Below are 24326 nucleotides of genomic sequence, written 5' to 3'. Positions count from 1 at the left end.
TCCTTACTTCACAACCGCAAATCTGTACCATTGGCGCCGACGGGAGACAGCTCGAGCGTGGTGGAGGCAATGACAACAGGATTGACGCCTGAAAGGTACGGTGTTTTGGACCGCCTCCGCGGTGTCGCAGCACTGCTCGTTGCATTGTACCACTGCGCCAGAGTCGGCACGCCACAACTGGTTCCGTCTGGCTTTCTGGCTGTCGACTTCTTCTTCATGCTGAGCGGGTTCGTTATTGCTCATGCTTACCAGCACAGGCTGGAGAAGGGGATGCCGCTGGGCTGGTTCATGGTGCTGCGCCTGGTGCGGCTGATGCCGGTCGTGGTCATCGCCAGCGCAATGGGGGCAGTCTATTTGATCTTGCGGTGGCTCGCGTCACCCGAGGATTCGGACCCTCTTTGGATGATAGCCGGTAGCTCGGTCATAAACGCGGCGCTGCTACCAAAGCCATGGATTGGCCCCGTCTCGGGTGGCGCTCTGTTTCCGGGAAATGGACCGCTGTGGTCGCTGTTCTTTGAAGTGATAATCAACGCCGTTTGGGCCATCTGGCTAATCCGCGCGAGGGTCGCAGTCTTAGCAGTGCTGGTCGGCACGGCAGCAATCATTTTCGGAGCGATTTCCGTCGCTTCAGGTACGACAAGTATCGGGTGGGAATGGGCGTCGTTCGTAGGGGGGCTGGTGCGCGTCACCTTCGGGTTCGGCTTGGGCGTTCTCATTTACCGCCTTGGTCTAGCGCCGAAAATCACTAGCCGGTGGACATCGCTGCTCGCCCTCCCGGCTCTGGTCGCAGCCCTAATGCTTCCCGTGCAATCGGTGTGGTGGCAGATAGGGTTGGTTCTTATTGTCCTTCCAGCGATCCTGATCGCTGGGGCGGTAAATATTGGTCCGAGCCGCGTTGATGAATATTTAGGGCGGCTGTCATATCCACTTTACGGAGTACACGTTCCTATTATCTTCGTTTCAGGGGGAACTGTTAGCATCATAGCTCCGTCTTACGATGGGGCGCCGCTGATTTTCTTGTCAGTCGCCTTTTCTGTCCTGTTTGCGGCCATCGTTCTCAAACTCTACGATGAACCGTTGCGCGCATTCTTGATGGATAAAGTCAGGGCTCGGCGTGATTCACGGGTTGCTGCTCCGACATCCGAGGCAGCGGCTCGCGTCTCATAACGACCGCCACCCCTCGATAATCCGAGTCTCCGTTTATCGACCTTCTCCGCCCCTGCCAGCTCGTTTGTCAGATGCGTGCATTTCAGTGAGAATGGGCGGCGATCAAGGCTGTCGCAGTGAACATGAGCCCGCTGCAGATTGCGGTCGGGAAGGTGACTGGATGGCCACTACCCCTGTCGCGGAATCACGCCGCTGCGCGTCAAGAATGCCAGCCGCGGTCATAACTTTGATGCCTGCTAGCGCGCCCGCTCACACAAGGTTTGATACATCTCAAGAACTGGCGGCCAAGTCAGGCCATCGTGGAACCGACGAAGGGCGGCAGCAGCGGCGTCCTTGAGGCGAATGGGGGCAGCCTCGATCACGTCGAGAATGTCGCTGAAGGTGGCTTCGTCTGCAAAATAGAACTGCCCGTCGCCCGCCACCCAGCGGTTGTAGCGGTTGTCGTGCCCGATCACCGCATTGCCAGCGCCCAACGCCTCCACCAGAGATGGGTTTGTGCCGCCGACGCTATGGCCGTGGCAGTACGCAGCAGCGTGGAAGCGCAGAGCCTTGACCACAACCGGGTCGTAGATGGCACCGGGGAAGATCACGCGGCCCTCGCCGGCCTTCATTACCTCGGCATGGTAGGCATTGACCTTGGGCTCCAACTTGCCAAGGCAGATGAACTGCAAGTCTCGCGGCCGGGCGGCGAAACCCTGGATCATCGGCAGGATGTTGTTCTCAGGCTCGACCCGACCGATCGAGATCAGATAGCGGCCGGGGGTAAGCCCGAGGCCCCGAACCGCCCCTTCCGGCGCGTCGGTTACCGGATCGGCACCGTAAGGGATCATGGCAATGTCACGCTTGCTACGACGCCGCGCCAAGTGCTTCTCGATCTCCGGATGGTCAGCGATCAGCTTGTTCGACGTCAGGGCGCCGATCCATTCATTCAGATACAGCCAGATCCGGCCGTGCAGCGGCCACTTGGCGCGCTTCCATTCGATCCCGTCCATATTGGTCAGGACCGGATTGGGCGTCAGCCGCAACAGGGCGCTGAAGGCGGCGGTGTTGTAGCCTAGGACCAACATCACGCCACGTTCCTTCATGGCGTGACGTACGCAGGCCCAGTCGAATTTCATCGTGCCCAAGGCGCCGCTGTCGGCGGCGAAGGTGACCCGCCTCACCCCTTCCCATTCGTCAATCACGGGGCCGCTCGGCCCCTCGTCCGCCTGGCAATAGACGGTGACCGCCCAACCCTTGTTCCGCATATGGAGGGCGAAGCGATGGGCGAAGGTCTCGAAGCCACCGTGGGCCGCGGGAACGCCGCGCGTGCCGATGATGTAGAGGGACGGCTGATCCATGCCTCAGGCTCCGCGCTTCAGAACATTGTCGCGCAGGTATGCGCCGTACGCGCTCTTGCCGAGCTTGGCGGCTAGTTTTTCCAGCTGGGCTGCGTCGATGAAGCCCTTCTGGTATGCGACCTCCTCGGGGCAGGCGATTTTGAAGCCCTGGCGTTTCTCCAGGACACTGACAAATTGGGCCGCGTCGATCAGGCTGTCGGGGGTGCCGGTGTCGAGCCATGCGTAACCCCGACCCATAATCTCGACCGATAGCTTACCCCGCTCCAGATAAATGCTGTTGACGTCGGTGATCTCCAGTTCGCCACGGGCCGATGGCTTCAGGTCGCGGGCGATCTCGACCACGTCGCTGTCGTAGAAATAGAGGCCGGTGACGGCCCAGTTCGATTTGGCTACCTGGGGTTTTTCCTCGATCGACAGAGCACGCATGTTGCGGTCGAACTCGACCACGCCGTACCGCTCTGGGTCATTGACATGATAGGCGAAGACCGTCGCACCGTCGGTCCGGCTGATAGCGCTGGTAAAAAGGTCCGTGATGCCATGACCGTAGTAGATATTATCGCCGAGTATTAGGGCGGATGGGCTGTCGCCGACGAAGTCCGCGCCGATAACATATGCCTGGGCCAGGCCATCGGGACTGGGCTGAACGGCGTACTGAATCTCCATTCCCCATTGCGAACCGTCGCCGAGCAGGGCCTGGAAGTTGGGCGTGTCGCGCGGGGTGGAGATGATCAGCACCTCGCGGATGCCGGCCAGCATTAGAGTCGACAGCGGATAATAAATCATCGGCTTGTCGTAGACCGGCATCAGCTGTTTCGAGGTGACTAGGGTCATCGGATGCAGGCGGGTGCCGGAACCTCCGGCTAAGATGATGCCCTTCATGCGGCGGCCCTTTCGGCGTGCAGTGCGTTGATGATCTCGGCGACGGCAGCCTGCCACGGGCGAGGGACTATGCCGTAGTCGCGGGTCAGTTTGTCAGTCGACAGACGCGAGTTCGTCGGGCGTCTGGCTGGGGTCGGGTACTCGGACGAGGGGATGGCCTCGACCGACGCAGAAGCGCCGCCGACAGCGGCGCTGAGCGTGAAAATCTCGGTCGCCAACCCGGCCCAGGTCGTCTCGCCGGCGTTGACGAAATGATAGATGCCGGTCGGAGCATTAACCTCGGTGATCATCTTCAGAGTGATCGTCTTCAGGGCGTGCGCGATATCGCGCGCAGAGGTGGGACAGCCGTGCTGGTCGCCGACCACGCGGAGAGCCGGCTGGTCGGCGGCGAGGCGCAGCATGGTCTTGAGGAAGTTGGATCGATGCACGCTTAGAACCCAGGCCGTTCGCAGCACGACCGAGCGTGGATTGCCGGTCCGCACCGCTAGTTCGCCAGCCAACTTCGAGACGCCATAGACCCCCAACGGCCCAACCGGATCGGTCTCGACATAGGGGGCGTCCTTGAAGCCGTCGAAGACATAGTCGGTTGAGACCTGGATCAGAGCGATCCCTGCCTCGCGCGTGGCGTCGGCCAGCACCGCCGGCCCCATGGCGTTGGCGGCGAAGGCGGCCGTGACCTCAGTCTCGGCCTTGTCGACTGCGGTATGGGCGCCCGAATTGATCACGGCGGCGAATGGTGTGGCGGCGAGTGCGGCCCGGACCAAGGCGGGATCGCTCAGATCCAGCTCGGCCCGTGTCGGCGCGTGTAGGATCACGCCCTCGGGCCAGTCGGCGGCCTGCAGCTCCAGGCCTACTTGACCCGCGCCGCCGGTTATCAGGATGTGGACGGGATCAGCCATTGGCGACACCGAGGCGCTGGGTCGAATAGCGGGCGTCTAGAATGTCCTGCCACCACGCCTGGTTCTCCAAAAACCAGGTCACCGTCTGTTCGATGCCCTGCTCGAAGGTCACCGATGGGGTCCAGTCCAAATCCGAGCGGATTTTCGACGCGTCGATGGCGTAGCGATGATCGTGACCGGGGCGGTCTGTCACATAGGTGATCTGGTCGGCGTACTTGCCGTTCGTCTTGGGTCGCAGCCGGTCCAGGATGGCGCAGATGGCGGCTACTACCTCAATGTTTTTCTTCTCGGCGTTGCCGCCGACGTTGTAGGTCTCGCCAGGCTTGCCCTTTTCGAACACGGCCTGCAGGGCGCAGGCGTGGTCGTCGACGAACAGCCAGTCGCGCACGTTCGACCCGTCGCCGTAGACCGGCAAGGGTTCGCCGTTGAGGGCGCGGATGATGATCAAGGGGATAAGCTTCTCGGGGAAATGATAGGGGCCGTAGTTGTTGGAGCAGTTTGTCACCAGCACCGGCAGGCCGTAGGTATGGCCCCAAGCCCGCACCAAATGGTCCGAACCGGCCTTGGATGCCGAATAGGGCGAGCGCGGATCATAGGGGGTGGTTTCTGTGAAGAAGCCGTCCTCGCCCAGCGAGCCGAACACCTCGTCGGTCGAAATGTGGTGGAAGCGGAAGCTGGCCTTCTTGTCTCCAGCCAAGCCGCGCCAATAGCCCAGTGCTTGGTTCAGCATGACGAAGGTCCCGACCATATTGGTCTGAATGAATGCGCCAGGGCCGTCGATCGATCGGTCGACATGGCTCTCGGCCGCAAGATGGGCGATCACATCCGGCTGGAAGTCGCGCAGAACCCGAGACACGGCGTCGGCGTCGCAGATGTCCGCCTGGACGAAACTGTAGCGATTGCTAGACGCCACAGGCTCTAGAGAGCTCAGCACGCCAGCATAGGTCAGCTTATCGAACACCAGGACTTCGTGGTCGGTGTGGTTGATCAGGCGGCGAACGAGCGCCGAGCCGATGAAGCCGGCGCCGCCGGTGACGAGAATACGCATCTTATAGACGCCCCCCAGAGGCGAGATCAGATTTCGATGAGCGCAAGTTCGGCGGGCATCGGCACGCCGTCGTAGTCGAAGGGACTTTCGAACCCGGCCAGCGTCGGCAAGGTCTGGTCCTTGCCGGACAGCACAGGCCCGCTAGCGGGCAGCGGCCAGTCAATTCCGATGTCCGGGTCGTTCCAGATCACGCCGCCGTCGCAGGCCGGCGCATAGACGTCGGTGACCTTGTAGACCACCTCAGTATTCGGCTCGAGGGTCACGAACGCATGCCCGAAACCGATCGGCACGAAGAGTTGCTCGCCACCTTCTGCGGTCAGCTCCGCCGCCAGATGGCGGCCGTAGGTCGGGGAGCCGCGCCGCAGATCGACAGCATAGTCGACGATGCGTCCGCGCACGCAGCGAACGAGCTTTCCTTGGCCGTGAGGCGGCGACTGGAAGTGAATGCCGCGGATGGTGCCGACGGCCGCCGAGCGCGAGTGGTTGTCCTGAACAAAGCGACCGTCGATGCCCAGAGCCGCGAACTTGTTTTCCGAGTATGTCTCGGTGAACCAGCCGCGATCATCGCCGAAACGGCGCGTGCGGATCAAAGTAACGCTTGCCGACATAACCACCCCCAAGCCAGCCCCTAACCAGCTTTCCGATGCCGCATCGTAGCAATATCCGAAAGCGTCAACACCTAGAAGGCGAGCTCAAGCGGAGGCTAGGTTGTCCGCATAATTTAACTGCGGATGCTCGCGTTTGCGCCCTAAGGTTGATCCAGAATGCGTGAATAGCTGCAAAGCAAACGTGTGCTTCACCCGCGACGCTCGTGAATACAGACGTGCCGACCACTAAAAGAAGCGCTCACCGATCCTGATCGTGTCACCGGGCGCGACTGGCGTCGATTGGGTGAGTGGGTAGGTCCGCTCTTCGGTCTCGTTCGCCCGCTTGATGTGCACCTTCTTGGTGTCGGCGCGGTAGCTGAAGCCCTCAGCGGTTGCAACGGCATTCAGAACCGTGAGGCCGCTAGTGTACGGGTAGGTACCAGGCGACTTCACTTCGCCGAGAATGTAGAAGGGCCGATAGTTCAGAACCTCGACGCTGACCCGCGGCTCCTTGATGTAGCCGTCCTTGAGTGCAGTTTCGATGTTCGTTTGGAACTGCCGGACCGTCAGGCCGCCGGCCTTGATCTCGCCGATCAAGGGCAGCGCTACGCGGCCCTCGCCGCCCACGAAGAACTCCCCAGTCAGTTGCTCTTCACCAAAGGTGATGACCCGCACCTTGTCGCCTGAGCCAAGGATGTACTCCGGCACCGTGGGTTGATCGACCGCAGCGGCCGTCGTTGGAGCGGCCTGCGCAAGCGCGGCGCTTCCAGATCCCAGGAACATCATGGCGGCGAAGGCTGCAAACAGCAGTCGAGCTTGGCGGAGCATGGGTACCTCTAAGCGTGTCTCTCCTTCCTAGCGCAGCCGCGCACGAGACGGAATAGGCGCCATGCCGCACTGCCGCATGGTGAATCCGGCATTAATTGCCGTAAAGTTAAAATCAACCATAACCTTAGTTAACGTAAAGAAACCATGGAAATTGTTGCCTAGTTAAACTGGGTAACTTTTGCATACACCATGTATTTTATCGGTGAATTAAAATAAACGGACCAAGTTGCATCTCGAAATTATGGAGATGTAGCTATGGTGAACTTCGCATTTACTGTGCTTCGCGGCGCGGCAATTGTTGCCGGTGTTATGTCTCTTGCAGCTTGCGCGACGTTGCCCGAGCCGAGCAGCCGTATGACCATGGCCGCCTCCATGGCGGCGCCGCAGGGGTTCCTGGACTTCTGCTCGCGGTCTCCTGAAGACTGCGGAGGCGCTGCGGCCGAAGCCGATCGCATTGAAGCTCAGCGGGTGGCGTGGTCGCAGGTGTTCAATAGCAAGGCCGCTCCCGCGCCGGCTGCTATTGTGCCTTCGACGAGCGGTCAGTTCGATTGGTCGGCCCATTTTGCCGCGGCAAGCGCCTCAAAGAACCTCGAGGCGATCCCGGCGGTCCTGCGCCGCGTTGAGGATGCGCCGGCTCATCCGGTTTTGAATGAGAAGCTCTGGGCCCAGCTCAACAAGGTCAATCGTAAGATCAACCACGACCTAGTGCGACGCTCTGATCAAGAGGGCTACGGTCGCGAGGACTATTGGGCCACGCCGCTGTCGGATGGCGCTGCCGCATACGGCGATTGCGAAGATTACGTCCTGGAAAAGCGCCGGGCGCTGGCGGCGGCGGGCGTGCCGCAATCGGCCATGTCGGCGGCCATTGTCACCACCAGCTGGGGCGAGACCCACGCTGTTCTCCTCGTCGACACTGACAAGGGGGAATATGTCCTGGACAACCTGTCGTCCTTCATCGTGCCGTGGGCCAAGGCTGGCTACGTGTGGCGTGAACGGCAGTTCGGCGCTGCCTTTACCTGGGGCGTGGCGCGTTCAGAGCGCTTGATGTTGGCCTCGGCCCAATAAATAACGCGAGCTCAACAATGGATTGAGCGCGCGTCGGGCGGGGAAATGTCGGAAGATTCTTTGGTGCAGTCGGTGGCGAGCCGGTGGCGACAGCGTCCCTCCGGAACGTGGTTGGCGGTCGCCGCCGCCTCAGTCATCAATCTAGCTCACTGGCTCTATGGTGCGCAGCGCACCGAGATGGCCATGGGGCTGACCCTAGTCAGCGGCCTTTTGGTCGTCGCCGTCATGGCGACCCGGGAGTTTCGACAGGACCTGATAAAGGTGCGTGGCCTAATTTGGCCTGTCGCTTTCTTCGCTCTCAGCGTGTTGGCCGTTCTTTGGTCGTTGACGCCCTGGGTGCCCGGTGGACCTCATCCGGCATGGGCTTATGTCGGTGAGCGCGGGTTTGCCTCGATCGATCCGTCTGGAACGGTCGTTGAACTCATCAAGCTGATTGGTATCGGCTGCCTTTTCCTGATCGGTGTGGCTCTTGGCGCGTCCGATAAGCGCGCGCATTTGGCCCTTTCGCTGACGGTCTACGCGGGCGCGGCTTTCAGCGCTTGGATGTTCCTTGCATACGCAGGTGGCGACCCGACCGCGCAGTATAGCCGGCGCCTTGCAGGCCACTTTCTATCGGCCAATACACCTGCGACGTTGGTTGGCATGTTGGGCGTGCTTGGCTTGGGTCTCGCCATGCGCCGCGCCCGTCAGGCGCACCCGTCACGGCGTATCGCGGCTGTCGCCCCCGCGGCCTCCGCCACACTCATTTTTATGATCTGTCTCATATGCACGGCCTCTCGCGCCGGCATGGCGGCGACAGCTGTCGGCGCGGCGTTGGTTTTGGTTGGAGAAGGCTTGCGAGGTGGAGGCAAGACCCGCCCCGTGACCCTTCTGCTGGTCGGCTTGGCGAGCGCGGCTGCACTCGTCGCCTTTGCTGGCGACCAGCTGATCGCGCGGCTCTTCAGCGTGTCCGCAGACGCTGATGTGCGAGGGACGCTCAACAGCGTTCACTGGAAGGCTTTCCTCGCCTCGCCCATCAATGGCTACGGCCTCGGCTCCTTCAATGCGATCAACCGCATCTATCTCGATGCCCAGAACTTCCCTGTGCTGTGGAACGTCAACTCCACCCACAATGTCTATATCCAATGGTTGGAAGAGGGGGGGCTTGCTGCGGCCCTGCCGATGTTCGGCGCAATTGCCTCAGTCATCGGCTTGACCATTTTCCATGGCCTGAGGCGCGAGCGCATGCGTGGCTGGATAGTCGCGGTGCTGGGCTGCAGCGCGATAATCCTGCTCCATGGATGGACAGACTTCGCCTTGCAGGCTCCGTCGGTGGCGGGGCTCTGGGCTCTTCTGCTGGGCATTGGGTTCAGCGCCTCGCAAAGCTCGCGCCGGCAGCCGACCGGGCGCAAGGCGCACCCCTGGCTGCCCGTGGCGGGCGCGACCGCTGGTCTTTCTGGCATGGTCGGCGCGGTGCTTGTCCTCAGCGCGCTCGGAACCGGCGCCGCCTCGATCGGCGGGCTGACGTTCTTGAGGCTAGCGGTGGGCTTTGACCGACATGCGGACCGACTGCTGGCCGGCGGATCTTCGGCAGGGGTCCTGGATGCGGCGCGGTCCGCAAGCCAGGAGGCGCTCAAGCTTGCTCCCTACGACACTGCAGCTTGGCTTCGACTGGTATACATCGATCAAGTGCGCTCTGGTCGCCTGGAGCGCGATGCGGTCAAGATGTTTGAAACAACCTACGACCTCGTCCCTATCGACCCCTACGTCGCTCGCTGGCGCATTCGCTTTGGCCTCGAGCACTGGGGCGAACTTAACCCGGAAAGCCGAGCATATGTGCAACGTGAGGCGGAGTTCCTGCTTGAGGATCCGGCCCACCAGCGATATGTGACCGGCGATCTTAAGAGTATTGCGTCACCGACCGGCCGGATGGTCGCCGCCTTCTGGTTGAATCCGATTGGCCGGCCGAAACGTTGACGGTAGCGCTAATGCACTGCACAATGCAGGCGAGTTAAGGGTTTGTTTAGTACGTCGTCCGGGTTGCTCAACAAGGTGTTGAGGGGCCGACGGGCCGGCGGCTCTGAAGGACTGGGGATTATGAGCATCAAGAATCTTGGCGCGGGCCTCCTCCTGCGCGCCGCCGCTTCGCTGGCCGTTGTCGGCGCCGTCTCTGTGGCGACCGTTGTTCCGGCCGTCGCTCAAGAGGCCGACGTCGCGGCTCTGGCCGCCGCTATCGAAACCGCTGCTGAAACCGCTTCGGCTGAAGCCGCGGCGCAGGGCCTGACCGGCGACGCCGCCGCCGCCTTCGTGGCGAACGCCGTCCAAGCTGCGATCACCGCGTCCGCCCAACCGCCGGCCGTGGTCGCCGCCGCTGTCACGCGTGCTCAAGCCGCCATGACTGCTCAAGGCACCGCCACGCCGGCCGTCACCGCGGCCGTTGCGCAAGTCCAAACCGTGGTCGCTGCCGCGGTGGCCAATTCCAACCCGGCGCCCGCCTCCACCGGCGGACCGGCTGCCACTGGCGCTCCGGGCGCTCCCCCGCCAGTCGGCGCCCCCCCGTCTTCGGGCGGCGGCGGCGGCGGCGGCACCGGCTACAACCCGGTCTCCGGCACCTAATCTAGTTTCGTCGATCGGGCGGGGTTTCGGCCCCGCCCTTTCTTCTCGTCGCGCGTCCTTGGGGGATGGGCGTGTTCAAACCTGTGTGTGTTCGCCTGGGGAGGCGATTTATGAAGTCCAAGATCATGCCTATGGCCGTGGCCGTCGCCACGATGGCCGCGATGGGCGTTCCTTTTTCCATCAGCTGGGCGCAAACGGTCCGCGGCTCGCTGAACAGCGCCGCCGATGCGCAGAGCAATTTCGCCCGCGATCGCAACGTGTCAGTGCGCCAACGCCCCCATCCGGAGTATGAAGCCGCCGGCATGCGCCTGGGCGCCTTCACCGCCCGCCCGCAGTTGACGGTGTCTGGCGAGTACAACGACAACATCTACGGCGCCTCGGCCGGCGAGATCGATGACTTCATCTTCCGTGTGAAGCCGTCCGTCGACCTGCAGTCCACTTGGTCGCGTCACGCCCTGAACGCCTTCGCGCGCGGCTCAATCAACCGCTACGCCGACTACGACAGCGAAAACACCGAAGAGTATTCGTTCGGCGGCAACGGCCGGCTCGACATCGTGCGGGGAACCAACCTCACCGCCGGCGGCGATCACAGCCGCATCACCGAGCCGCGCACTTCGTCGAGCACGCCCACCGGCTCCATCAAGCCGATCCAGTACGACCTGACCCAGTTCAATCTGGCCGGCGTTCGCGAGTTCAATCGCCTGCGCCTGCAGGCGCGCGGCGACTATCGCAAGTTCAACTACGACGACGGCCGCACCCTGGCCGGCGCCGAAGTCGAGCAGGATGACCGCGACCGCGAGATCACCAGCTTCCTGGCTCGCGGCGACTATGCGCTGAGCCCGGCCACCGCCGTGTTTGTTCAAGGCACGGTCAACAAGCGCGAGTACCGCCTGCCGGGCACCGTGGCGCGTCCGAGCCGCGACTCCGACGGCTATGAAATCCTGGCCGGCGCCAACTTCGAAGTCGGCGCCCTGGTCCGCGGCGAACTGGCCGCCGGCTATCTGTCGCAGGACTTCGACAGCCCGCTCTACGGCAAGGTCGACGGCTTCGGCGGCCGCGCCCAGCTGGAGTGGTTCCCGACCCAGCTGACCACCGTCACCATCAACGGCACCCGTTCGGTGGAAGACAGCGGCATCATCGGCTCGTCCGGCTATCTGTCGAACAATGTCGGCGCTCAGGTCGATCACGAACTGCTGCGCAACGTCATCCTCACCGGCCAGGTCAACTACGGTGATGACGACTACGAAGGCATCGATCGTAACGACAAGCGCTTCACCGCCGGCGTCAGCGCCACTTACCTGCTGAACCGTCGCCTCGGCGTCGTCGCCGGCTACACCTACTTCGATCAGAATTCCAAGGGCGCCAACGGCGGCCAGGACTTCAAGGTCAACACCATCTCGCTGGGCATCACCGGCCGCTTCTAGGCTGTGGTTCTCTCGATGGAATGAACAAGGCGTCGGGGGTTAACCACCTCCGGCGCCTTTCTTCTGGTCACTGGCACGCTGGTATGCCACTTGCGTGTTGCGTGTGCGAAAGCCCTCAGGCGTCCTGGGCTGGCACAGTTTGAAGGTTGCGCGTCCGATGAACTCGATGTCCCCCAATCCTGCTGGTCCGGCCGCTGATGCTCGCCAAGACGGCGGTGATGTTGGCGGCTTCGCCTTCGCGCCGAGTCTCGATCTGACGCACCTGATCAGCATCTTCCGCCGTCGGCTTCGCCTGTTCGGGGCGGTCGCGCTCGCGGTGTTCGTCGCTGCGGTGATCTTCACCCTGCTGTCGACGCCGAAGTACACGGCTACGGCCAATGTAATGCTGGACACCCGTCAGGAGCAGGTCACTGACGTCGCCGCTGTAATGTCCGGGCTTCCCGCCGACACCGCGGTCGTGGACACCGAGGTGGAAATCCTCAAGTCGCGCCAGTTGGCCGAGCGCGTCGTCACGCGTCTGAAGCTCGATCAGGACCCCGAATTCAATCCACTCGTCGCCAAGCCTTCGGGCATCAAGATGGTGGTGGGCGGCATCGCTTCCCTCGTCGGCGCGGCCAAACCGGACAACACCAAGCTCGACCCCGTCGAAGCCCAGCGCCAACGCGAAGCCATCGTCGATCGCGTGCTTGGTGGTCTTGGCGTCCGCCGCAGCGGCCTGACCTATGTGATCAATGTCAGCTACACCTCGGTCGATCCGGCCAAGTCCGCCAAGATCGCCAACGCTTTCGCCGATCTCTATCTGCTCGAGCAGCTGGAGGCGAAGTTCGACGCCACCAAGCAGGCCAATACGTGGCTGAACACCAAGCTTAATGAGCTCCGTGGTCAGGTGCAGACCGCCGAGAACGCCGTCGCCCAGTACAAGATCGCCAATAACCTGCTGAGCTCGTCCGGCGCGACCCTCACCGAGCAGGAAATCTCCGCCTACAACCAGCAGGTCGCCACCTCCCGCGCCGCTCAGGCCGAGCAGGAAGCGCGGCTTTCGGCGGCTCGCCGTCAACTGGCGGCCGGCGCTTCGGGCCAGGAGCTCGGCGAAGCTCTGGACTCCCAGGTCATTCAGCAACTGCGTCAGCAGCGCGCCACGATCTCCGGCCGGGTCGCTGACCTGTCGGGCCGCTACGGCGCCCGCCACCCGGAGATGCTCAAGGCGCAACGCGAGCTTGAAGACGTCGATGCCCAAATTCAGGCCGAGACCCGCCGCATCATCACCAACCTCGAGACCCAGGCCCAGATCGCGCGTCAGCGCACAGGCTCCATGGCCGGCAGCCTGGGGGCCGCGCGCGGGACCCTGGCGAGCAACAATAAGGCGGCTGTGCGGCTGCGCGAACTTGAGCGCGACGCCGAAGCCGTGCGCACCCTCTATGAGAGCTATCTGAACCGCTTCAAGGAGACGAGCTCACAGCAGGGCATCGAGGCCTCCGACGCCCGCGTCGTCTCCAAGGCCAAGATCCCCACCGGCCAAAGCGCTCCCAAGGTCCCCCTGAACCTGGCGCTCGGCTTCGTCCTCGCCGTCGGCGCGGGCTTCGCCGCCCTCATCGTCGCTGAGATGCTCGACAGCGGCCTGACCACCTCCACCGACGTGGAGAAGCGTCTCGGCGTCGCCTATCTGGGCGGGGTTCCGACCCTGGCCTCCGTTGCCGACACCAAGTCAGCTCCGGTCGATTTCGTCGTCGAAAAGCCGCTCTCGGGCTTCTCCGAAGCCTTCCGAAACCTTCGCGCCTCGATCCGTTACGCCAAGCTCGGCCAACAGGTTCAGGTGGTGGCCATCACCTCGTCCCTGCCGGGCGAAGGCAAGACCACGACCTCGATCTCGCTGGGTCGCGCCATCGCCATGCAAGGCCAGCGCACCGTGGTGGTCGACTGCGACCTCCGCCGCCGCACGGTGAACCGAGTGCTCGGCGTCGAGCCGTCGGTGGGTCTGCTGGAAGTGCTGTCGGGCCAGGCGACCCTGGACCAGGTCCTCAAGATCGACCCCAAGACCGGCGCCGCCTTCCTGCCGCTGGCGGCCACCAACTTCACGCCCAAGGACGTCTTCGGCACAGAAGCCATGGACAAGCTGCTGGGCGAACTTCGCCGCCGCTTCGACATGGTGATCCTGGACACCGCGCCTCTGCTGCCGGTGGCCGACACCCGGGTCCTCGCCCCCAAGGCCGACGCCGTGGTCTTCCTGGCTCGCTGGCGCAAGACCCCGCAGAAAGCCATCGAGTCCGCGCTTGATCTGCTGCGCGGCACCGGCGCTCACCTGGCGGGCGTCGCCCTGACCCAAATCGACATGAAGGAGCAGGCCCGCTACGGCTACGGCGACGCGGGCTACTACTACGGCGAATACAAGAAGTACTACGCCAGCTAGACCAACCCTGGGGCGCTCATGGAGCGCCCCAGTCATTTTGGGGGCGCAGTCAGGCATTGCTGTTGAGGGGGTTGCCGGTTCTTCGTCGCCGCCCGTAATTACGGCGGCCGTCGCCGACAATACACAGGCGAGCCGGCGCTTCTCATGCACGCACTTGCGGTCGCCCGGCCCAGGAGCGAGCCGGCCGTTGGCGGATCGCCGGTCGCCTGAGCACCGCGCCGCCTCCAGGCTGTCCGCGATCCATTGCGGCCCCGCGATCTGCGCCAAAAGCGCTGACGACAGTCGCGTCGTAGGCTGGACACAGTCGACCCTGTCTGGAAGAACCGCTGCAGCAGGCGCGGGCCCGCTCGCGGAGATCAGGCTTGCACAGAGACGTCTTCAGAACCTCGCCGTGGCGGGCCTACGGCTTTGCGGTCGCAGCCTGGGGGGCCGCGTTCGCCGTTCGCCACGCCCTGGCCCACTGGTTCGCGCCCGGCTTTCCGTTTCTGACGTTCTTTCCCGCCGTTGTGCTTGCGGCCTACTTCGCCGGGCTGCGGCCGGCGATCGTGACCGCGACGCTGTCGGGCCTGACCGGCTGGTGGTTGTGGATCGGGCCGCCGGGACCGGACCTGAGCGAGGCCACTCTCATCGCCCTGGCCTTCTATGTCTTCGTGGTCGCGGTCGACATCTTCTTCATCGTCGGCATGGACGAGGCGAGCCGACAACTGGCCGTCCAGGTGGAGCGCAACGCCGCCCTGGCCAAAAGCCGCGATCTTCTGCTGCGCGAGGTCCAGCATCGCGTGTCCAACAACATCCAGGTCGTCAGCGCCCTTCTGAAACTTGAAGCGCGGACCACGTCCGATGCCGGCGCCAGGCGCGTGCTCGACAATGCCGCGGCGCGGACCGCCATGATCGCGCGCCTGCAACGAAATCTGCTCGACAGCGACGGGCGCGCAGTCCCCTTCGACGTCGTGGCCCGCGAGGTCATCGACGATGCCCTGGCCCTGGCGGGGCGATCGGACGTGACCGTGGAGATCGAAGCCAGCGACGCGGTGCTCGGCGCCGAGGAGGCCACGCCTGTGGTCCTCATCATGCTGGAGAGCGTCAACAACGCTCTGGAGCACGCCTTCCCCGATCGCGGCGGGCGCGTGCAGGTGCGCCTTCAGGACAGTGCGCAAAGCCGGCGTCTGACCGTGGAGGACGATGGCGTCGGCCTTGCGCCGGGCTTCGATCCCGCGGCGGCCCAGAGCCTCGGCCTGCGGATCCTGTCGGGCCTCGCCCAGCAACTTGGCGGGCGTTATGACATCGCCCCGTCCGATCCGGGCGCCGTGGCCGTCCTGACTTGGCCGCGAACTCAGGATGCTACGTCCTGACAAAGGCTTCCGGCACGGCATGAGACGGTTGCGTCCCGGTATCGCCAGAAGCTCGAAGGCCGTTGCGTCGCCGCAGGCACGGCATCGCGGCGCCTGGTGGGTCAGGATGACCGGACGCTGCCTTATGGCGGCCGCTGCTGTGATCGCCGTTTTCGCCGCCGTCAATCTCGCCTTGTCCCTGCTGACGTTTCGGGGGGATGATCCTGTCGCCCGCACCCGCCAGGAGCTGGCGGTGCTGCGATACAGCCCTGCTGAAGGGCGGCGCGTCGACGATCGCGCGTTCGCGGCGGTCCATGGTCAGCGCCTGGGCCCACGGCCCTCGAGCGCGGCCATCCTCGCCCACCACGCGGCCGCGGCGGCCGACGGCGTCTTCCTGCTCGACCACGTCATGGCCGATCACATCCTTCGCCGCTTCGGGCGCATCGATGCGCGAACCTTGCCGGCCGGCGTCTATGTGGGCGCCCATGCGCTGGGGCCTGATACCGCGCCGCTCGTCGCCGTCACCAAGTATGCGGCCCACTATCTGCTCTTTCCCCGGCACGCCTACATCCTGATCGTGCCGCCGCGGGGACCGGCCTTCACCTTCTCGGCAAGCCAGAACGGAAAGCTCGGCGCCCTGGTCGACCGTGACCACCTGGCCGCCGTCATCGCGCTCTACGACCCCCGGGCCTATGACTTTCCAAGCTCAGGCCAGGCCCTGCACGAGCTTCGTCTGGTCACTGACGATCCGGAGCACATCGCCCGGGCCTACGCGCGCCTCGACAGGGCGCGCCAGCGCCTGGCCGACGAGGCGGTGACCTACGGCCTGCTGACCCGCAACTCCAACACCGTCGTCGGCTGCATTCTCGAAGCTGGCGGGCTCATCGAAAAGTCGCAGCGCCAGTCGACCATCGTCGCCCTGCGCGCGCCAGGCTTCGGATCTCGGTGCCCCACCTGAAACCATGATGGCGGTCAGCCTGCTCCGCGGCAGGCGCCCAACACAACTGAAATGCGTCGGACAGCCGTTGGAACGCTCAGGTCCCCCACCGCCCGGGACATGCAGGCCCCGGCCGGCCTGAGTTAAGCGCAAAGGCCGGCAGCCCGCATAACGCCTCCTGGAGCTTAACGGTCGCCAGCCGCGCTCGCGGGCTGATGCTTGCCGCGGACCCGTCAAACGCTCCGGGCCGTCCCGGTCGTCGAACGCGGCGCTGAAGGCGTGTCGAAGTCCTTGGTCTGGCCGCCGCCGCCAGTGGATGCTCGCGCGCGGCCCCGCGACCTGCCCTGCCTGGGCGCCGGCGCGCCCAGGGCGATGAGCAGGTCCTGCACCAGGGCCCGGCGTTCAGCTTCTTCTGTACCGGGCTGGCTCACGATCAGCTTGTCCTCGACGATGCTCAGCGTTTCGCGCCAGCGCCGCAGGCGAGCCTTCGCCTGGCCTGGGGTCGACTGGCTCATGACCAGCGATACGCCCCGGGGACCAGCCCGCACCTGGCGCACACCCGCCATCCTGGCCAGCCGTTGAAGCCTCGCGTCATCCAGCAAGGCGCTTACGGGCGCGGGGAGCGGGCCGAACCTGTCCTCCAGCTCATCCTCAAGAGCGTCGATCTCGCCGACCTGCTCCAGGCGGGCCAGTCTGGCGTAGAGATTGATCCGCGTCACCGCATCCGGAACATAGTCCGGTGGCAAAGAGCCGCTCGCGCCCAGGTCGATGTCGGGCGTCCACTCGTCGCCCTCGGCCTCGCCGCGTGCGACCCGCAGGGCCTGAGCCATAAGGCGCTGGTAAAGACCTGCACCGACCATCCGCAGATGGCCGGCCTGATCCTCGCCCATGAGATCGCCGCCGCCCCGCAGGTCCAGGTCCCTTGCGCTGATCGCCAGGCCCGAACCGAGGCGGTCGAAGGCCTCCAGCGTCGCCAGCCGCGCCCGCGTGGCGTCAGACAACGCCTCGTCCGGGTCCGACAAAAGATAGGCCACCCCCTGGACGCGGCCGCGGCCGACCCGGCCGCGAAGCTGGTGGAGCTGCGCCAGCCCGAAGCGGTCGGGCCGCCAGACGATCATGGTGTTGGCGCGCGGGACGTCCAGGCCGCTTTCGATGATGTTGGTGGCCAGCAGCACATCGCCCTGGCCGTCGGCGAAGCCGACCATCACCGCGTCGGCTTCCTCGGCGGGAAGGTCGCCATGGGCTATGCGCACGGCGAGCTCCGGAACCAGGCTCTCCAGGCGCCGGGCCAGCGGCGCGATGTCCTCGATGCGCGGGACGACCACGAAACTTTGGCCGCCGCGGCGCTTCTCGCGCATGAGCGCCATGCGCAGGCTGGCCGCGTCGAACGGCGCCAGGAAGGTGCGGATCGGACGCCGGCGCGCCGGCGGGCTGGCGATCATGCTGACATCCTGCAGGCCGATCATCGCCGCCTGCAAGGTGCGCGGGATCGGCGTGGCCGTGAGCGTGAGGATGTGCCCGTCGCTGGCCATATCCCGCAGCCTGGCCTTCATCTGGGCGCCGAACTTCTGCTCCTCGTCGATGATCATCAGGCCAAGATTGTCGAAGCCGACATCCTTGCCCGCCAGGGCCTGCGTGCCGATCACCACCCCGATCTCGCCGCTCGCCAGACCTTGCCGCACCATCCTGGCCTCGGCGGATCCCGTCAGCCGCGACAGATGCGCCACCACGATGCCCGTTCCGGCGAACCGGCGCTTGAAGGTCTCCATGTGCTGGCGCGCCAGAACCGTGGTGGGCGCGGCGATGGCGACCTGGCGGCCGCTCAGGGCGACGGCCGCCGCCGCGCGCAGCGCAACCTCGGTCTTGCCAAACCCCACATCGCCGCAGACCAGCCGGTCCATGGGCCGGCCGCTGGCCAGATCGCTCAATACCGCCTCGATGGCGGCCGACTGATCCGGCGTCTCGGGATAGGCGAAGCGCGCCGCGAATTTGGCGTAGGCCGCCTTGGGCGCCGCGATGGGCGGGCAGCGCCGATCGGCGCGCGCCTTTGCAAGGGCCACGAGCTGATCGGCCGCGGTTTCGAGGTGACGATGGACCTCCGCGCGCCGCTTGGCCCACCCCTCGCCCTTGAGACGATCGAGGGTCACCGCGCTTTCGTCAGCCCCATACCGCCAGATGCGGCCGATCTCCTCGACCCGCGCCTGAAGAATGTCGCCGCCGTGATACTCGATCTGAAGGGTGTCGTGGCCCACGCCGTCGATCTCGATCCGGACGAGGTCTCGAAGCACGCCGACCCCATGATCCTCATGCAGGACCACATCGCCCGGCCGCAGGTCCGGCTCGGTCAGCAGGTCCTGAATGGCGCCGGTCGATCGAGCGGCGGTGCGGCCGCCCAGAACGTCGCTGGCGGCGATGACCGCAAGATCAGCGCGTTCCTCGACAAAGCCCGTGTCGAGATCGAGTTGAACGGCGACGACCGCGCCTGGCGGACCTTGCACCGCCGCGGCCCAGTCGTCGCGGGGCTGAGGCTTCACGTCGAGGCCGCGGGCCAGGGCGCGGCTCAGCGGTCCAAGCTCCTGACGCAGGCCGGTCAGCACCACCCGCCGCCCGGCAGCGCGATGATGTTCGACCAGATCGCAGAACGCCCGGCCGGGATTGGTCGCCTGGGCGAGACCGGGGATGGGCGCAAAGGCGCCCATGGCCAGGCGTACGGACCGCCAGCCTGCCAGGGCGGTCTTCAGGGCCGCGCCGAGGACATAGAGAGCGTCGGGACCGCAGGGCGCATGCGCCTCGCCGCCCAGGGCCCGGCGGCCCTCGAAGGCGTCCAGCACATTGGCCTCCACCTCGGCCAGCCTGGCCGGCGCCTTGGCGTCGGTCGACAAGAGGGCCTTCGGCAAAAGCTCAAAGAGCGACACCAGGCCTTGGTAATGCTCAGCCATGGCGTGCTCGTCGCCGGCCATGCGGTCGGGCGCAGGTGCGGATGCGTCGGGCTTAAGGATCAGTTCACTGGCCGCACCCAGGCGCAGAACATCGATCTCGCCCTGCGAGCGCTGGCTGAGGGGGTCATAGATGCGCATTTGAGCGATGCGGCCCGCCTCGAGCAAAATGCGCACCGGACGGGCGGAGTCGGCGGGGAAGACGTCGATAACATCGCCCAAAAACGCGATCTCGCCCGGCTCATCGATACGGTCATCGGCCACATAGCCGGCGCTCGACGCGAAGGCGGCCAGATCGGCGCGGTCAAGCGGTGCGCCGCGCTCAAGGTCGAAAACAGCCTCGCGGGCGACCGGCGCGGGCGGCAGCTTCTGGACGATCGCTTCGGGCGAGGTGATCAGCACGCAACGCCCCCTCGGCTCGCCCAGCCGCCGCAGCACGGCCATGCGGCGCCCCATGATATCGCGCGACGGCGAGGCGCGATCGTAAGGCAGGCAGTCCCAGGGCGGCAGGACCAGAACCTCCGCTTCGGGAGCGAAGCCCGCCAGGGCCCGGCCGATCTCTTCGGCGCGCCGCTCGCTGGAGGCCAGGTGCACCAGGCTCGTCCTGCTGCCTGCAAGCCTGCGCGCAAGAGTCAGCGCCACGGCCGAGGCTGGCGGCTGGGGGCTTGCCGATCGCCTGGCGTGGCGGCTTCGGGCCCCCGGGGCGAGCGTTTCTCCGACGGCGGGTGAGGGGCTGGCGGCCTGGGCCATTGCGGGCGGACTCTGCGGATTGGCGCCCGCTACCGGGCGAGCAGGGCCACAACACCTGATGCCATGACGAGTTGCAGCCGACCCCCGGTTGAGTGTGCCGCACGACCCCGGTCACGACCCAAGCTGCGGCCGCCACATGCCTGGTCGACCCCGCGCCGGCCTAACGCCGATGCACGCCCGGAGTCATGGACGAGCGCGCGAAATGACGTGTCATCGCGCGCTAGAAGATCGTGTCCGCGGTCCCGCCATAGACCCCCACAAGGTCAATCGGCTGTTGAGGCGCCTCGCCGAGGGCCATGTCCATCAGATAAGCGACATCAGTCACGGCACGGCGACGTCCGGCCCGTTGACTTGAGAGGCGAGCGGCATAGCGGCTGAGCCCGCCATTTATGAAATTTGGCCGGCGACTTCTTGTGACGATATTATCGAATGTGAATTGATAGGAGAATATTGGTTAAAGCTGACCATTTATAGCGAAAGAGCGATATCAGCTTCAGCGTGGTTGAAAGCGGGCTCGTAAGCCCGGGCGAGATTTCCGCTCACGCCCACTTTTCGGAGCGCCTCGCGCCAATCGGCAGCGATCCGTTCAGCGGTGGCCTTGATCATCGCTCGAGCCTCCGTTTCCCGCATCTCGAAGAAGGGGCAGGCCTCCAGGGCCAAGAGGATCGACCGCTCGTGCGTTCCGCCCTCCATGATCGCGGTCTCCAGATGAGGGTTACGATCCGGCGCCGGGTTTATGTCGAATGCGGGAGACAGACGCCAGCGCTGGCCGCCGACATAGAGGAACCCGTGGTTCTTCAGGTGGTCATCCTTGTTGGAGACCAAGATGGTGAAGACCAGGCGCAGATACAGCTCGCGAAAATCCGCCGCGGGGTCGGCGCTCCACCCGCGAATGAAATCGACAATCTCGGTATAGGCGCCAAGGTCGACGCCGGTTTTCACCAGCGCGGTTCGTGCCGAGATGTAGGGGATACGGGCTTTTCCGCGACGATCAAATCTTCTGATCAGAGCCACCGGGAAGTCGCTGCCTGCCAATTCCAGGCGAACTTCTGGTGTTCGAATTCCACAGGCCCGGGCTAATCGCAAAGTAGCGACCTCCACGCGTTCAATCGGAGCTTGGTCATGGGCCGAGGTGAACTTCGCCAGCCAAAGGGTGTCGCCATCTGCGACATTGGCCTTGGGACGTGCGCCGCCGGAGCCTCCCGCGCCGGCGAGCGTCTGGATGTCCGCAGCGGAGATCTCCTGCCCCTGCTCGTAGGCCCGCGCGATCTGTGTGATGGCTTCGAGATCAACAAGGCGCGGAACCGCTTCGGCCGCGCCGCGAATGACTTCGCCGGAGTCATCGACAAAGCGAAGAGCGCCCTGCCGGCAGGCGTCATCGGACAGGGTCAGGTATTCAAACTCTGACAACCCGGCGCCGTACGCGCGCTCCAGAAGGCGGCGCCCCCAAGTGTCCGGCGCTGCATCCGAGAAAACGCCCGTCAAAGCATCTCTCATATGACCCGGCTGTCCCGAGGCGAAGAAGTTACCTTCATCCAGCGGCATGTCGGGCTGAAGCGCAAAGGCTCGCGCATCTGCGATCCAATCCGGATCATAGGTGAAGTTCGAGAACTGACGGGGCCCAGTATGGGTGAAGCGCAGCCGTCCGACAGGTGTCAGACTTTCGCCGAGCGCGACCTGAGCGGAAAAGTCCGTCATCAGAAGGCCGCTCCGTCCGGATCGATAACATCCGTCTTGCCGCGCGTCGCGTCTTGATCCGCTGCCGCGGCTTTGCGAAGGCGCGCGCTTGACGACCGTCCGCGCTTGGGCACGCGTTGCTCGGAGAGGGCCAGGCCCAGGTCATCAGATCGGATGTCGATCAGAGCGGCCAGCCGATCAACAAGCCCCAGGGCGACGAGCACATCCGCCAGCGCTCCGATACCCACGCCGGCCTCGCCCTTTTCCAGGCGAGCCACGGTGCTCGCCGATGTGCCTGCTCGCACGGCCAGGTCCGCAACGGCCATGCCGCGTCTCAACCGGGCCCCTCGCAGATCGCGGCCCAATCGCTCCAATGCAGGCTTTGACTTGGGAGAGCCCATAAAAAACCATATATGACGATATACAAGTATCTTTATGCCATATCTGACGAGTTAAGTCGACCCGATCTGCGGAGGGCGCGATTTGTGTCCGCATCGAAGCTCCCCAACGGCGCCTCGAGGCCGCCGCCGATGTCCATCTAGGAGGGCGTGTACGTCTGCAGTGCAAGCTCAGGGGCGTCAGTCAGACGGCGCTGGACGAGATGGTCGGGCTGACCTTTCAGCAGATCCGACGTACGAGGGCGGGGGCAATCAGCGCCTGCAAACTCTACCAGATCGCCCAAGCGCTGGACGTCTCGTTCACCTGGTTCTTCGAGGGCCTTGCATCTTCCCCGAAGGGTTCCTGCGGACACGCCCAGGCGGTCAGGGTCGACCGCAGCGGTCTGGACGCCATCCTGGCCTCGGACGAAGGCGCGCGCCTGATCGCCAACTGGCGTCGCGTGGATGCCCGCACGCGCTAGAAGCTCGCTCTCGTCGAGGCCTGCGTGGACGAGTAGACGCCGTTTCGGCGAGCCCGGCCCGCGTTTGCCGGACCGAAACAGAACCAGGCCACACGTCAGGCCGATATCCATGACGAAGCCGGGCCGCCAGCTCCGTTGCGGCCGCCTCGCCGGCAAGCGCGTCTGGCCGAGGCTCCCGCAGGTCGTCGACCGGCCGGATACCTTCGCCGGCCGCTTCGATCAAGACGCCGGCGGCGGCGTCCGCAAACTGTGGCGTGTCGCTGCCCGCTGAGGCCTGCGCAGTCGGCGTCCGCCGCGTCCCTGGGGAACACCGGACCGCACGCGCGACTTGAACCCGGGTGGCTCCGGAGGATGACATGGCGGTTCGCGTTCAACCCATCAACTGCACGCTCAAGGTTGAGGGCGACAGCTCAACCGATGCGATGATCGACGTCCTTCGCAAGGCCTTCAAAGGCATCGGCGCGCAGGTTGAGCCGACACTTCGGATGGCCGCGCTGAACATCAAGCCCGGCGTCACCTCCGACGAAGGCGAGGGCGACGATTGGCCAGCGGCGCGCGAGCGGATCCTGGCCGCCGACGTGCTCGTCTTCGGAACGCCCATCTGGATGGGCCAGCCCAGCTCCTTGGCCAAGCGGGTCATGGAGCGGATGGACGCCTTTTTGAGTGAGACCGATGGCCAGGGACGCATGCCTTCCTACGGCAAGGTCGTGCTGTGCGCGATCGTGGGCAACGAGGACGGCGCCCACGCCTCATCGGCGCTGATCTTCCAGGCGCTCAACGACGTGGGCTGGACCATTCCGGCGATCGCCGCCTGCTACTGGGTGGGCGAGGCGATGGGATCAACCGATTTCAAGGATCTGAAGACCGTCCCCGAGATGGTCGACAAGACCGCGAGGATGGCGGCGACGAACGCCGCCCACCTGGCGGGTCTTCTGAAGACGAGCCCGTTTCCGGGCGCGGGCGGCTGAGGCGGAGACGGGCCAATGACGCAGGACGCGGACGCCGCTCCCATCAAGTCCGACGCCTTTGAGGGCGTCGGCCTCCTCATCATCGACATGATCAACCCGTTCGACTTTGCGGGAGCCGACAAGTTGCTGCCCAAGATGGATCGGGTGGCGGAGGCGACCTTGAAGCTGCGGGCGCAGGCCGACGCGCTGGGCGTGCCGACCCTCTACGTCAACGACAATTACGGGCACTGGCGTTCGGACTCATCGCGGATCGTGGCCGCCTGCACCGCTCCGGAGGCGCCCGGCCGGCGCATCGTGGAGCAGATCGCTCCGCGAAAGCGGGACTATTTCGTCATCAAGCCTCATGTCTCGGGCTTTTACGGCACGACCCTGCCGGTGCTGCTGCCGAGACTCGGCGTCAACCGGTTGGTGCTGACCGGCGTCGCGGCCGACATATGCGTGCTGTTCACCGCGGCGGACGCCCACATGCGAGAATACGCCCTGTGGGTTCCTCAAGACGCTGTCGCCGGCGAGGATGATCAACGCGAGGCCTGGTCGTTGGCGACCCTCAGCAAGGCCTTTGGCGCCGACTGTTCACCGACAACGCAATGCACCCTGAGGGCCTGGTCGGAGCGCGGGAAATCGTAACC

At 64.9% G+C, this 24326-nt stretch carries 20 protein-coding genes; 11 read left to right on the top strand and 9 right to left on the bottom strand.

Translation table 11 applies throughout. The features are described from left to right. The first annotated feature begins 57 nt into the window (after positions 1-57). Complete coding sequence (locus P7B02_RS02980) at positions 58-1167, top strand: acyltransferase family protein (RefSeq protein WP_277784814.1); 1110 nt, start codon at positions 58-60, stop codon at positions 1165-1167. Positions 1168-1403: 236 nt separating this feature from the next. Here the strand turns inward: P7B02_RS02980 and P7B02_RS02975 are convergent, their stop codons facing one another. The 6 genes from P7B02_RS02975 to P7B02_RS02950 form a co-directional block, all read right to left on the bottom strand. Continuing rightward, positions 1404-2507, bottom strand: coding sequence for a DUF1972 domain-containing protein (locus P7B02_RS02975; RefSeq protein ID WP_277784813.1), 1104 nt, complete (start codon positions 2505-2507; stop codon positions 1404-1406). 3 nt (positions 2508-2510) lie between these two features. Next, positions 2511-3386: a glucose-1-phosphate thymidylyltransferase RfbA gene (gene rfbA, locus P7B02_RS02970; RefSeq protein WP_277784812.1), complete on the bottom strand. Its 876-nt coding sequence runs from the start codon at positions 3384-3386 to the stop codon at positions 2511-2513. Then, positions 3383-4285: a dTDP-4-dehydrorhamnose reductase gene (gene rfbD / locus P7B02_RS02965; protein WP_277784811.1), complete on the bottom strand. Its 903-nt coding sequence runs from the start codon at positions 4283-4285 to the stop codon at positions 3383-3385. Before rfbD ends, rfbA begins: the two co-directional genes overlap by 4 nt. Beyond that, positions 4278-5333: a dTDP-glucose 4,6-dehydratase gene (gene rfbB / locus P7B02_RS02960; protein WP_277784810.1), complete on the bottom strand. Its 1056-nt coding sequence runs from the start codon at positions 5331-5333 to the stop codon at positions 4278-4280. The genes rfbD and rfbB overlap by 8 nt, the downstream gene beginning before the upstream one ends. Before the next feature lie 26 nt (positions 5334-5359). Then, positions 5360-5923: a dTDP-4-dehydrorhamnose 3,5-epimerase gene (gene rfbC / locus P7B02_RS02955; RefSeq protein ID WP_347276630.1), complete on the bottom strand. Its 564-nt coding sequence runs from the start codon at positions 5921-5923 to the stop codon at positions 5360-5362. 243 nt (positions 5924-6166) lie between these two features. Beyond that, entirely contained in the window at positions 6167-6748 is a 582-nt protein-coding gene (locus tag P7B02_RS02950) for a polysaccharide biosynthesis/export family protein (RefSeq protein WP_277784808.1), read from the bottom strand. Between the two features lie 255 nt (positions 6749-7003). Between P7B02_RS02950 and P7B02_RS02945 the strand changes: the two genes are divergently transcribed. The 7 genes from P7B02_RS02945 to P7B02_RS02915 all read left to right on the top strand — a co-directional run bounded on the left by P7B02_RS02945 (position 7004) and on the right by P7B02_RS02915 (position 16528). Next, on the top strand, positions 7004-7813 hold the full coding sequence (locus P7B02_RS02945; protein ID WP_277784807.1) for a transglutaminase-like cysteine peptidase: 810 nt from the start codon (positions 7004-7006) through the stop codon (positions 7811-7813). A 111-nt stretch (positions 7814-7924) separates the two neighbouring features. Then, positions 7925-9769 (top strand): O-antigen ligase family protein, encoded by a 1845-nt coding sequence (locus P7B02_RS02940; protein WP_277784806.1) that lies wholly within the window; start codon positions 7925-7927, stop codon positions 9767-9769. Between the two features lie 120 nt (positions 9770-9889). After that, a complete protein-coding gene (locus tag P7B02_RS02935) occupies positions 9890-10408 on the top strand; it encodes a hypothetical protein (RefSeq protein WP_277784805.1) in 519 nt (172 codons plus the stop codon). A gap of 110 nt (positions 10409-10518) precedes the next feature. Further along, a complete protein-coding gene (locus tag P7B02_RS02930; protein WP_277784804.1) occupies positions 10519-11832 on the top strand; it encodes an outer membrane beta-barrel protein in 1314 nt (437 codons plus the stop codon). Positions 11833-11989: 157 nt separating this feature from the next. After that, the gene (locus P7B02_RS02925; RefSeq protein ID WP_277784803.1) at positions 11990-14239 is read left to right on the top strand and encodes a GumC family protein; all 2250 of its coding nucleotides are present in this window, start codon (positions 11990-11992) and stop codon (positions 14237-14239) included. 362 nt (positions 14240-14601) lie between these two features. Then, positions 14602-15591 (top strand): sensor histidine kinase, encoded by a 990-nt coding sequence (locus P7B02_RS02920; protein WP_277784802.1) that lies wholly within the window; start codon positions 14602-14604, stop codon positions 15589-15591. Between the two features lie 106 nt (positions 15592-15697). Then, entirely contained in the window at positions 15698-16528 is an 831-nt protein-coding gene (locus P7B02_RS02915) for a hypothetical protein (RefSeq protein WP_277784801.1), read from the top strand. 212 nt (positions 16529-16740) lie between these two features. Here the strand turns inward: P7B02_RS02915 and P7B02_RS02910 are convergent, their stop codons facing one another. The 3 genes from P7B02_RS02910 to P7B02_RS02900 all read right to left on the bottom strand — a co-directional run bounded on the left by P7B02_RS02910 (position 16741) and on the right by P7B02_RS02900 (position 22271). Then, on the bottom strand, positions 16741-20037 hold the full coding sequence (locus P7B02_RS02910) for a DEAD/DEAH box helicase (protein WP_277784800.1): 3297 nt from the start codon (positions 20035-20037) through the stop codon (positions 16741-16743). Positions 20038-20661: 624 nt separating this feature from the next. Beyond that, a complete protein-coding gene (locus P7B02_RS02905; protein ID WP_277784799.1) occupies positions 20662-21891 on the bottom strand; it encodes a type II toxin-antitoxin system HipA family toxin in 1230 nt (409 codons plus the stop codon). Continuing rightward, the gene (locus P7B02_RS02900) at positions 21891-22271 is read right to left on the bottom strand and encodes a helix-turn-helix domain-containing protein (protein WP_277784798.1); all 381 of its coding nucleotides are present in this window, start codon (positions 22269-22271) and stop codon (positions 21891-21893) included. The genes P7B02_RS02905 and P7B02_RS02900 overlap by 1 nt, the downstream gene beginning before the upstream one ends. Before the next feature lie 80 nt (positions 22272-22351). On the opposite strand from P7B02_RS02900, the gene P7B02_RS02895 reads away from it, so the two are divergent. The 3 genes from P7B02_RS02895 to P7B02_RS02885 all read left to right on the top strand — a co-directional run bounded on the left by P7B02_RS02895 (position 22352) and on the right by P7B02_RS02885 (position 24324). After that, positions 22352-22729, top strand: a complete 378-nt coding sequence (locus P7B02_RS02895) for a helix-turn-helix domain-containing protein (RefSeq protein ID WP_347276636.1) — start codon at positions 22352-22354, stop codon at positions 22727-22729. 356 nt (positions 22730-23085) lie between these two features. Then, positions 23086-23697 carry a flavodoxin family protein gene (locus tag P7B02_RS02890; RefSeq protein ID WP_277784796.1) on the top strand — a complete coding sequence of 204 codons (612 nt, stop codon included), beginning with the start codon at positions 23086-23088 and terminating at the stop codon, positions 23695-23697. 15 nt (positions 23698-23712) lie between these two features. Then, on the top strand, positions 23713-24324 hold the full coding sequence (locus P7B02_RS02885) for a cysteine hydrolase family protein (protein WP_277784795.1): 612 nt from the start codon (positions 23713-23715) through the stop codon (positions 24322-24324). Positions 24325-24326: the final 2 nt, after the last annotated feature.

Origin of the sequence: Caulobacter segnis, from assembly GCF_029543125.1 — a bacterium.
Taxonomy (GTDB): Bacteria; Pseudomonadota; Alphaproteobacteria; order Caulobacterales; family Caulobacteraceae; genus Caulobacter; species Caulobacter segnis_D.
The sequence above is the reverse complement of the archived record's forward strand: the minus strand, read 5'-3'. Positions and strand labels throughout refer to the sequence as shown.

What these genes read in the sequence shown, in the direction of transcription:
- P7B02_RS02975 (WP_277784813.1), bottom strand. Translation starts at nt 2,507, where the DNA reads ATGGATCAGCCGTCCCTCTACATCATCGGCACGCGCGGCGTTCCCGCG.
- rfbA (WP_277784812.1), bottom strand. Translation starts at nt 3,386, where the DNA reads ATGAAGGGCATCATCTTAGCCGGAGGTTCCGGCACCCGCCTGCATCCG.
- rfbD (WP_277784811.1), bottom strand. Translation starts at nt 4,285, where the DNA reads ATGGCTGATCCCGTCCACATCCTGATAACCGGCGGCGCGGGTCAAGTA.
- rfbB (WP_277784810.1), bottom strand. Translation starts at nt 5,333, where the DNA reads ATGCGTATTCTCGTCACCGGCGGCGCCGGCTTCATCGGCTCGGCGCTC.
- P7B02_RS02950 (WP_277784808.1), bottom strand. Translation starts at nt 6,748, where the DNA reads ATGCTCCGCCAAGCTCGACTGCTGTTTGCAGCCTTCGCCGCCATGATG.
- P7B02_RS02945 (WP_277784807.1), top strand. Translation starts at nt 7,004, where the DNA reads ATGGTGAACTTCGCATTTACTGTGCTTCGCGGCGCGGCAATTGTTGCC.
- P7B02_RS02935 (WP_277784805.1), top strand. Translation starts at nt 9,890, where the DNA reads ATGAGCATCAAGAATCTTGGCGCGGGCCTCCTCCTGCGCGCCGCCGCT.
- P7B02_RS02930 (WP_277784804.1), top strand. Translation starts at nt 10,519, where the DNA reads ATGAAGTCCAAGATCATGCCTATGGCCGTGGCCGTCGCCACGATGGCC.
- P7B02_RS02925 (WP_277784803.1), top strand. Translation starts at nt 11,990, where the DNA reads ATGAACTCGATGTCCCCCAATCCTGCTGGTCCGGCCGCTGATGCTCGC.
- P7B02_RS02915 (WP_277784801.1), top strand. Translation starts at nt 15,698, where the DNA reads ATGACCGGACGCTGCCTTATGGCGGCCGCTGCTGTGATCGCCGTTTTC.
- P7B02_RS02905 (WP_277784799.1), bottom strand. Translation starts at nt 21,891, where the DNA reads ATGACGGACTTTTCCGCTCAGGTCGCGCTCGGCGAAAGTCTGACACCT.
- P7B02_RS02900 (WP_277784798.1), bottom strand. Translation starts at nt 22,271, where the DNA reads ATGGGCTCTCCCAAGTCAAAGCCTGCATTGGAGCGATTGGGCCGCGAT.
- P7B02_RS02890 (WP_277784796.1), top strand. Translation starts at nt 23,086, where the DNA reads ATGGCGGTTCGCGTTCAACCCATCAACTGCACGCTCAAGGTTGAGGGC.
- P7B02_RS02885 (WP_277784795.1), top strand. Translation starts at nt 23,713, where the DNA reads ATGACGCAGGACGCGGACGCCGCTCCCATCAAGTCCGACGCCTTTGAG.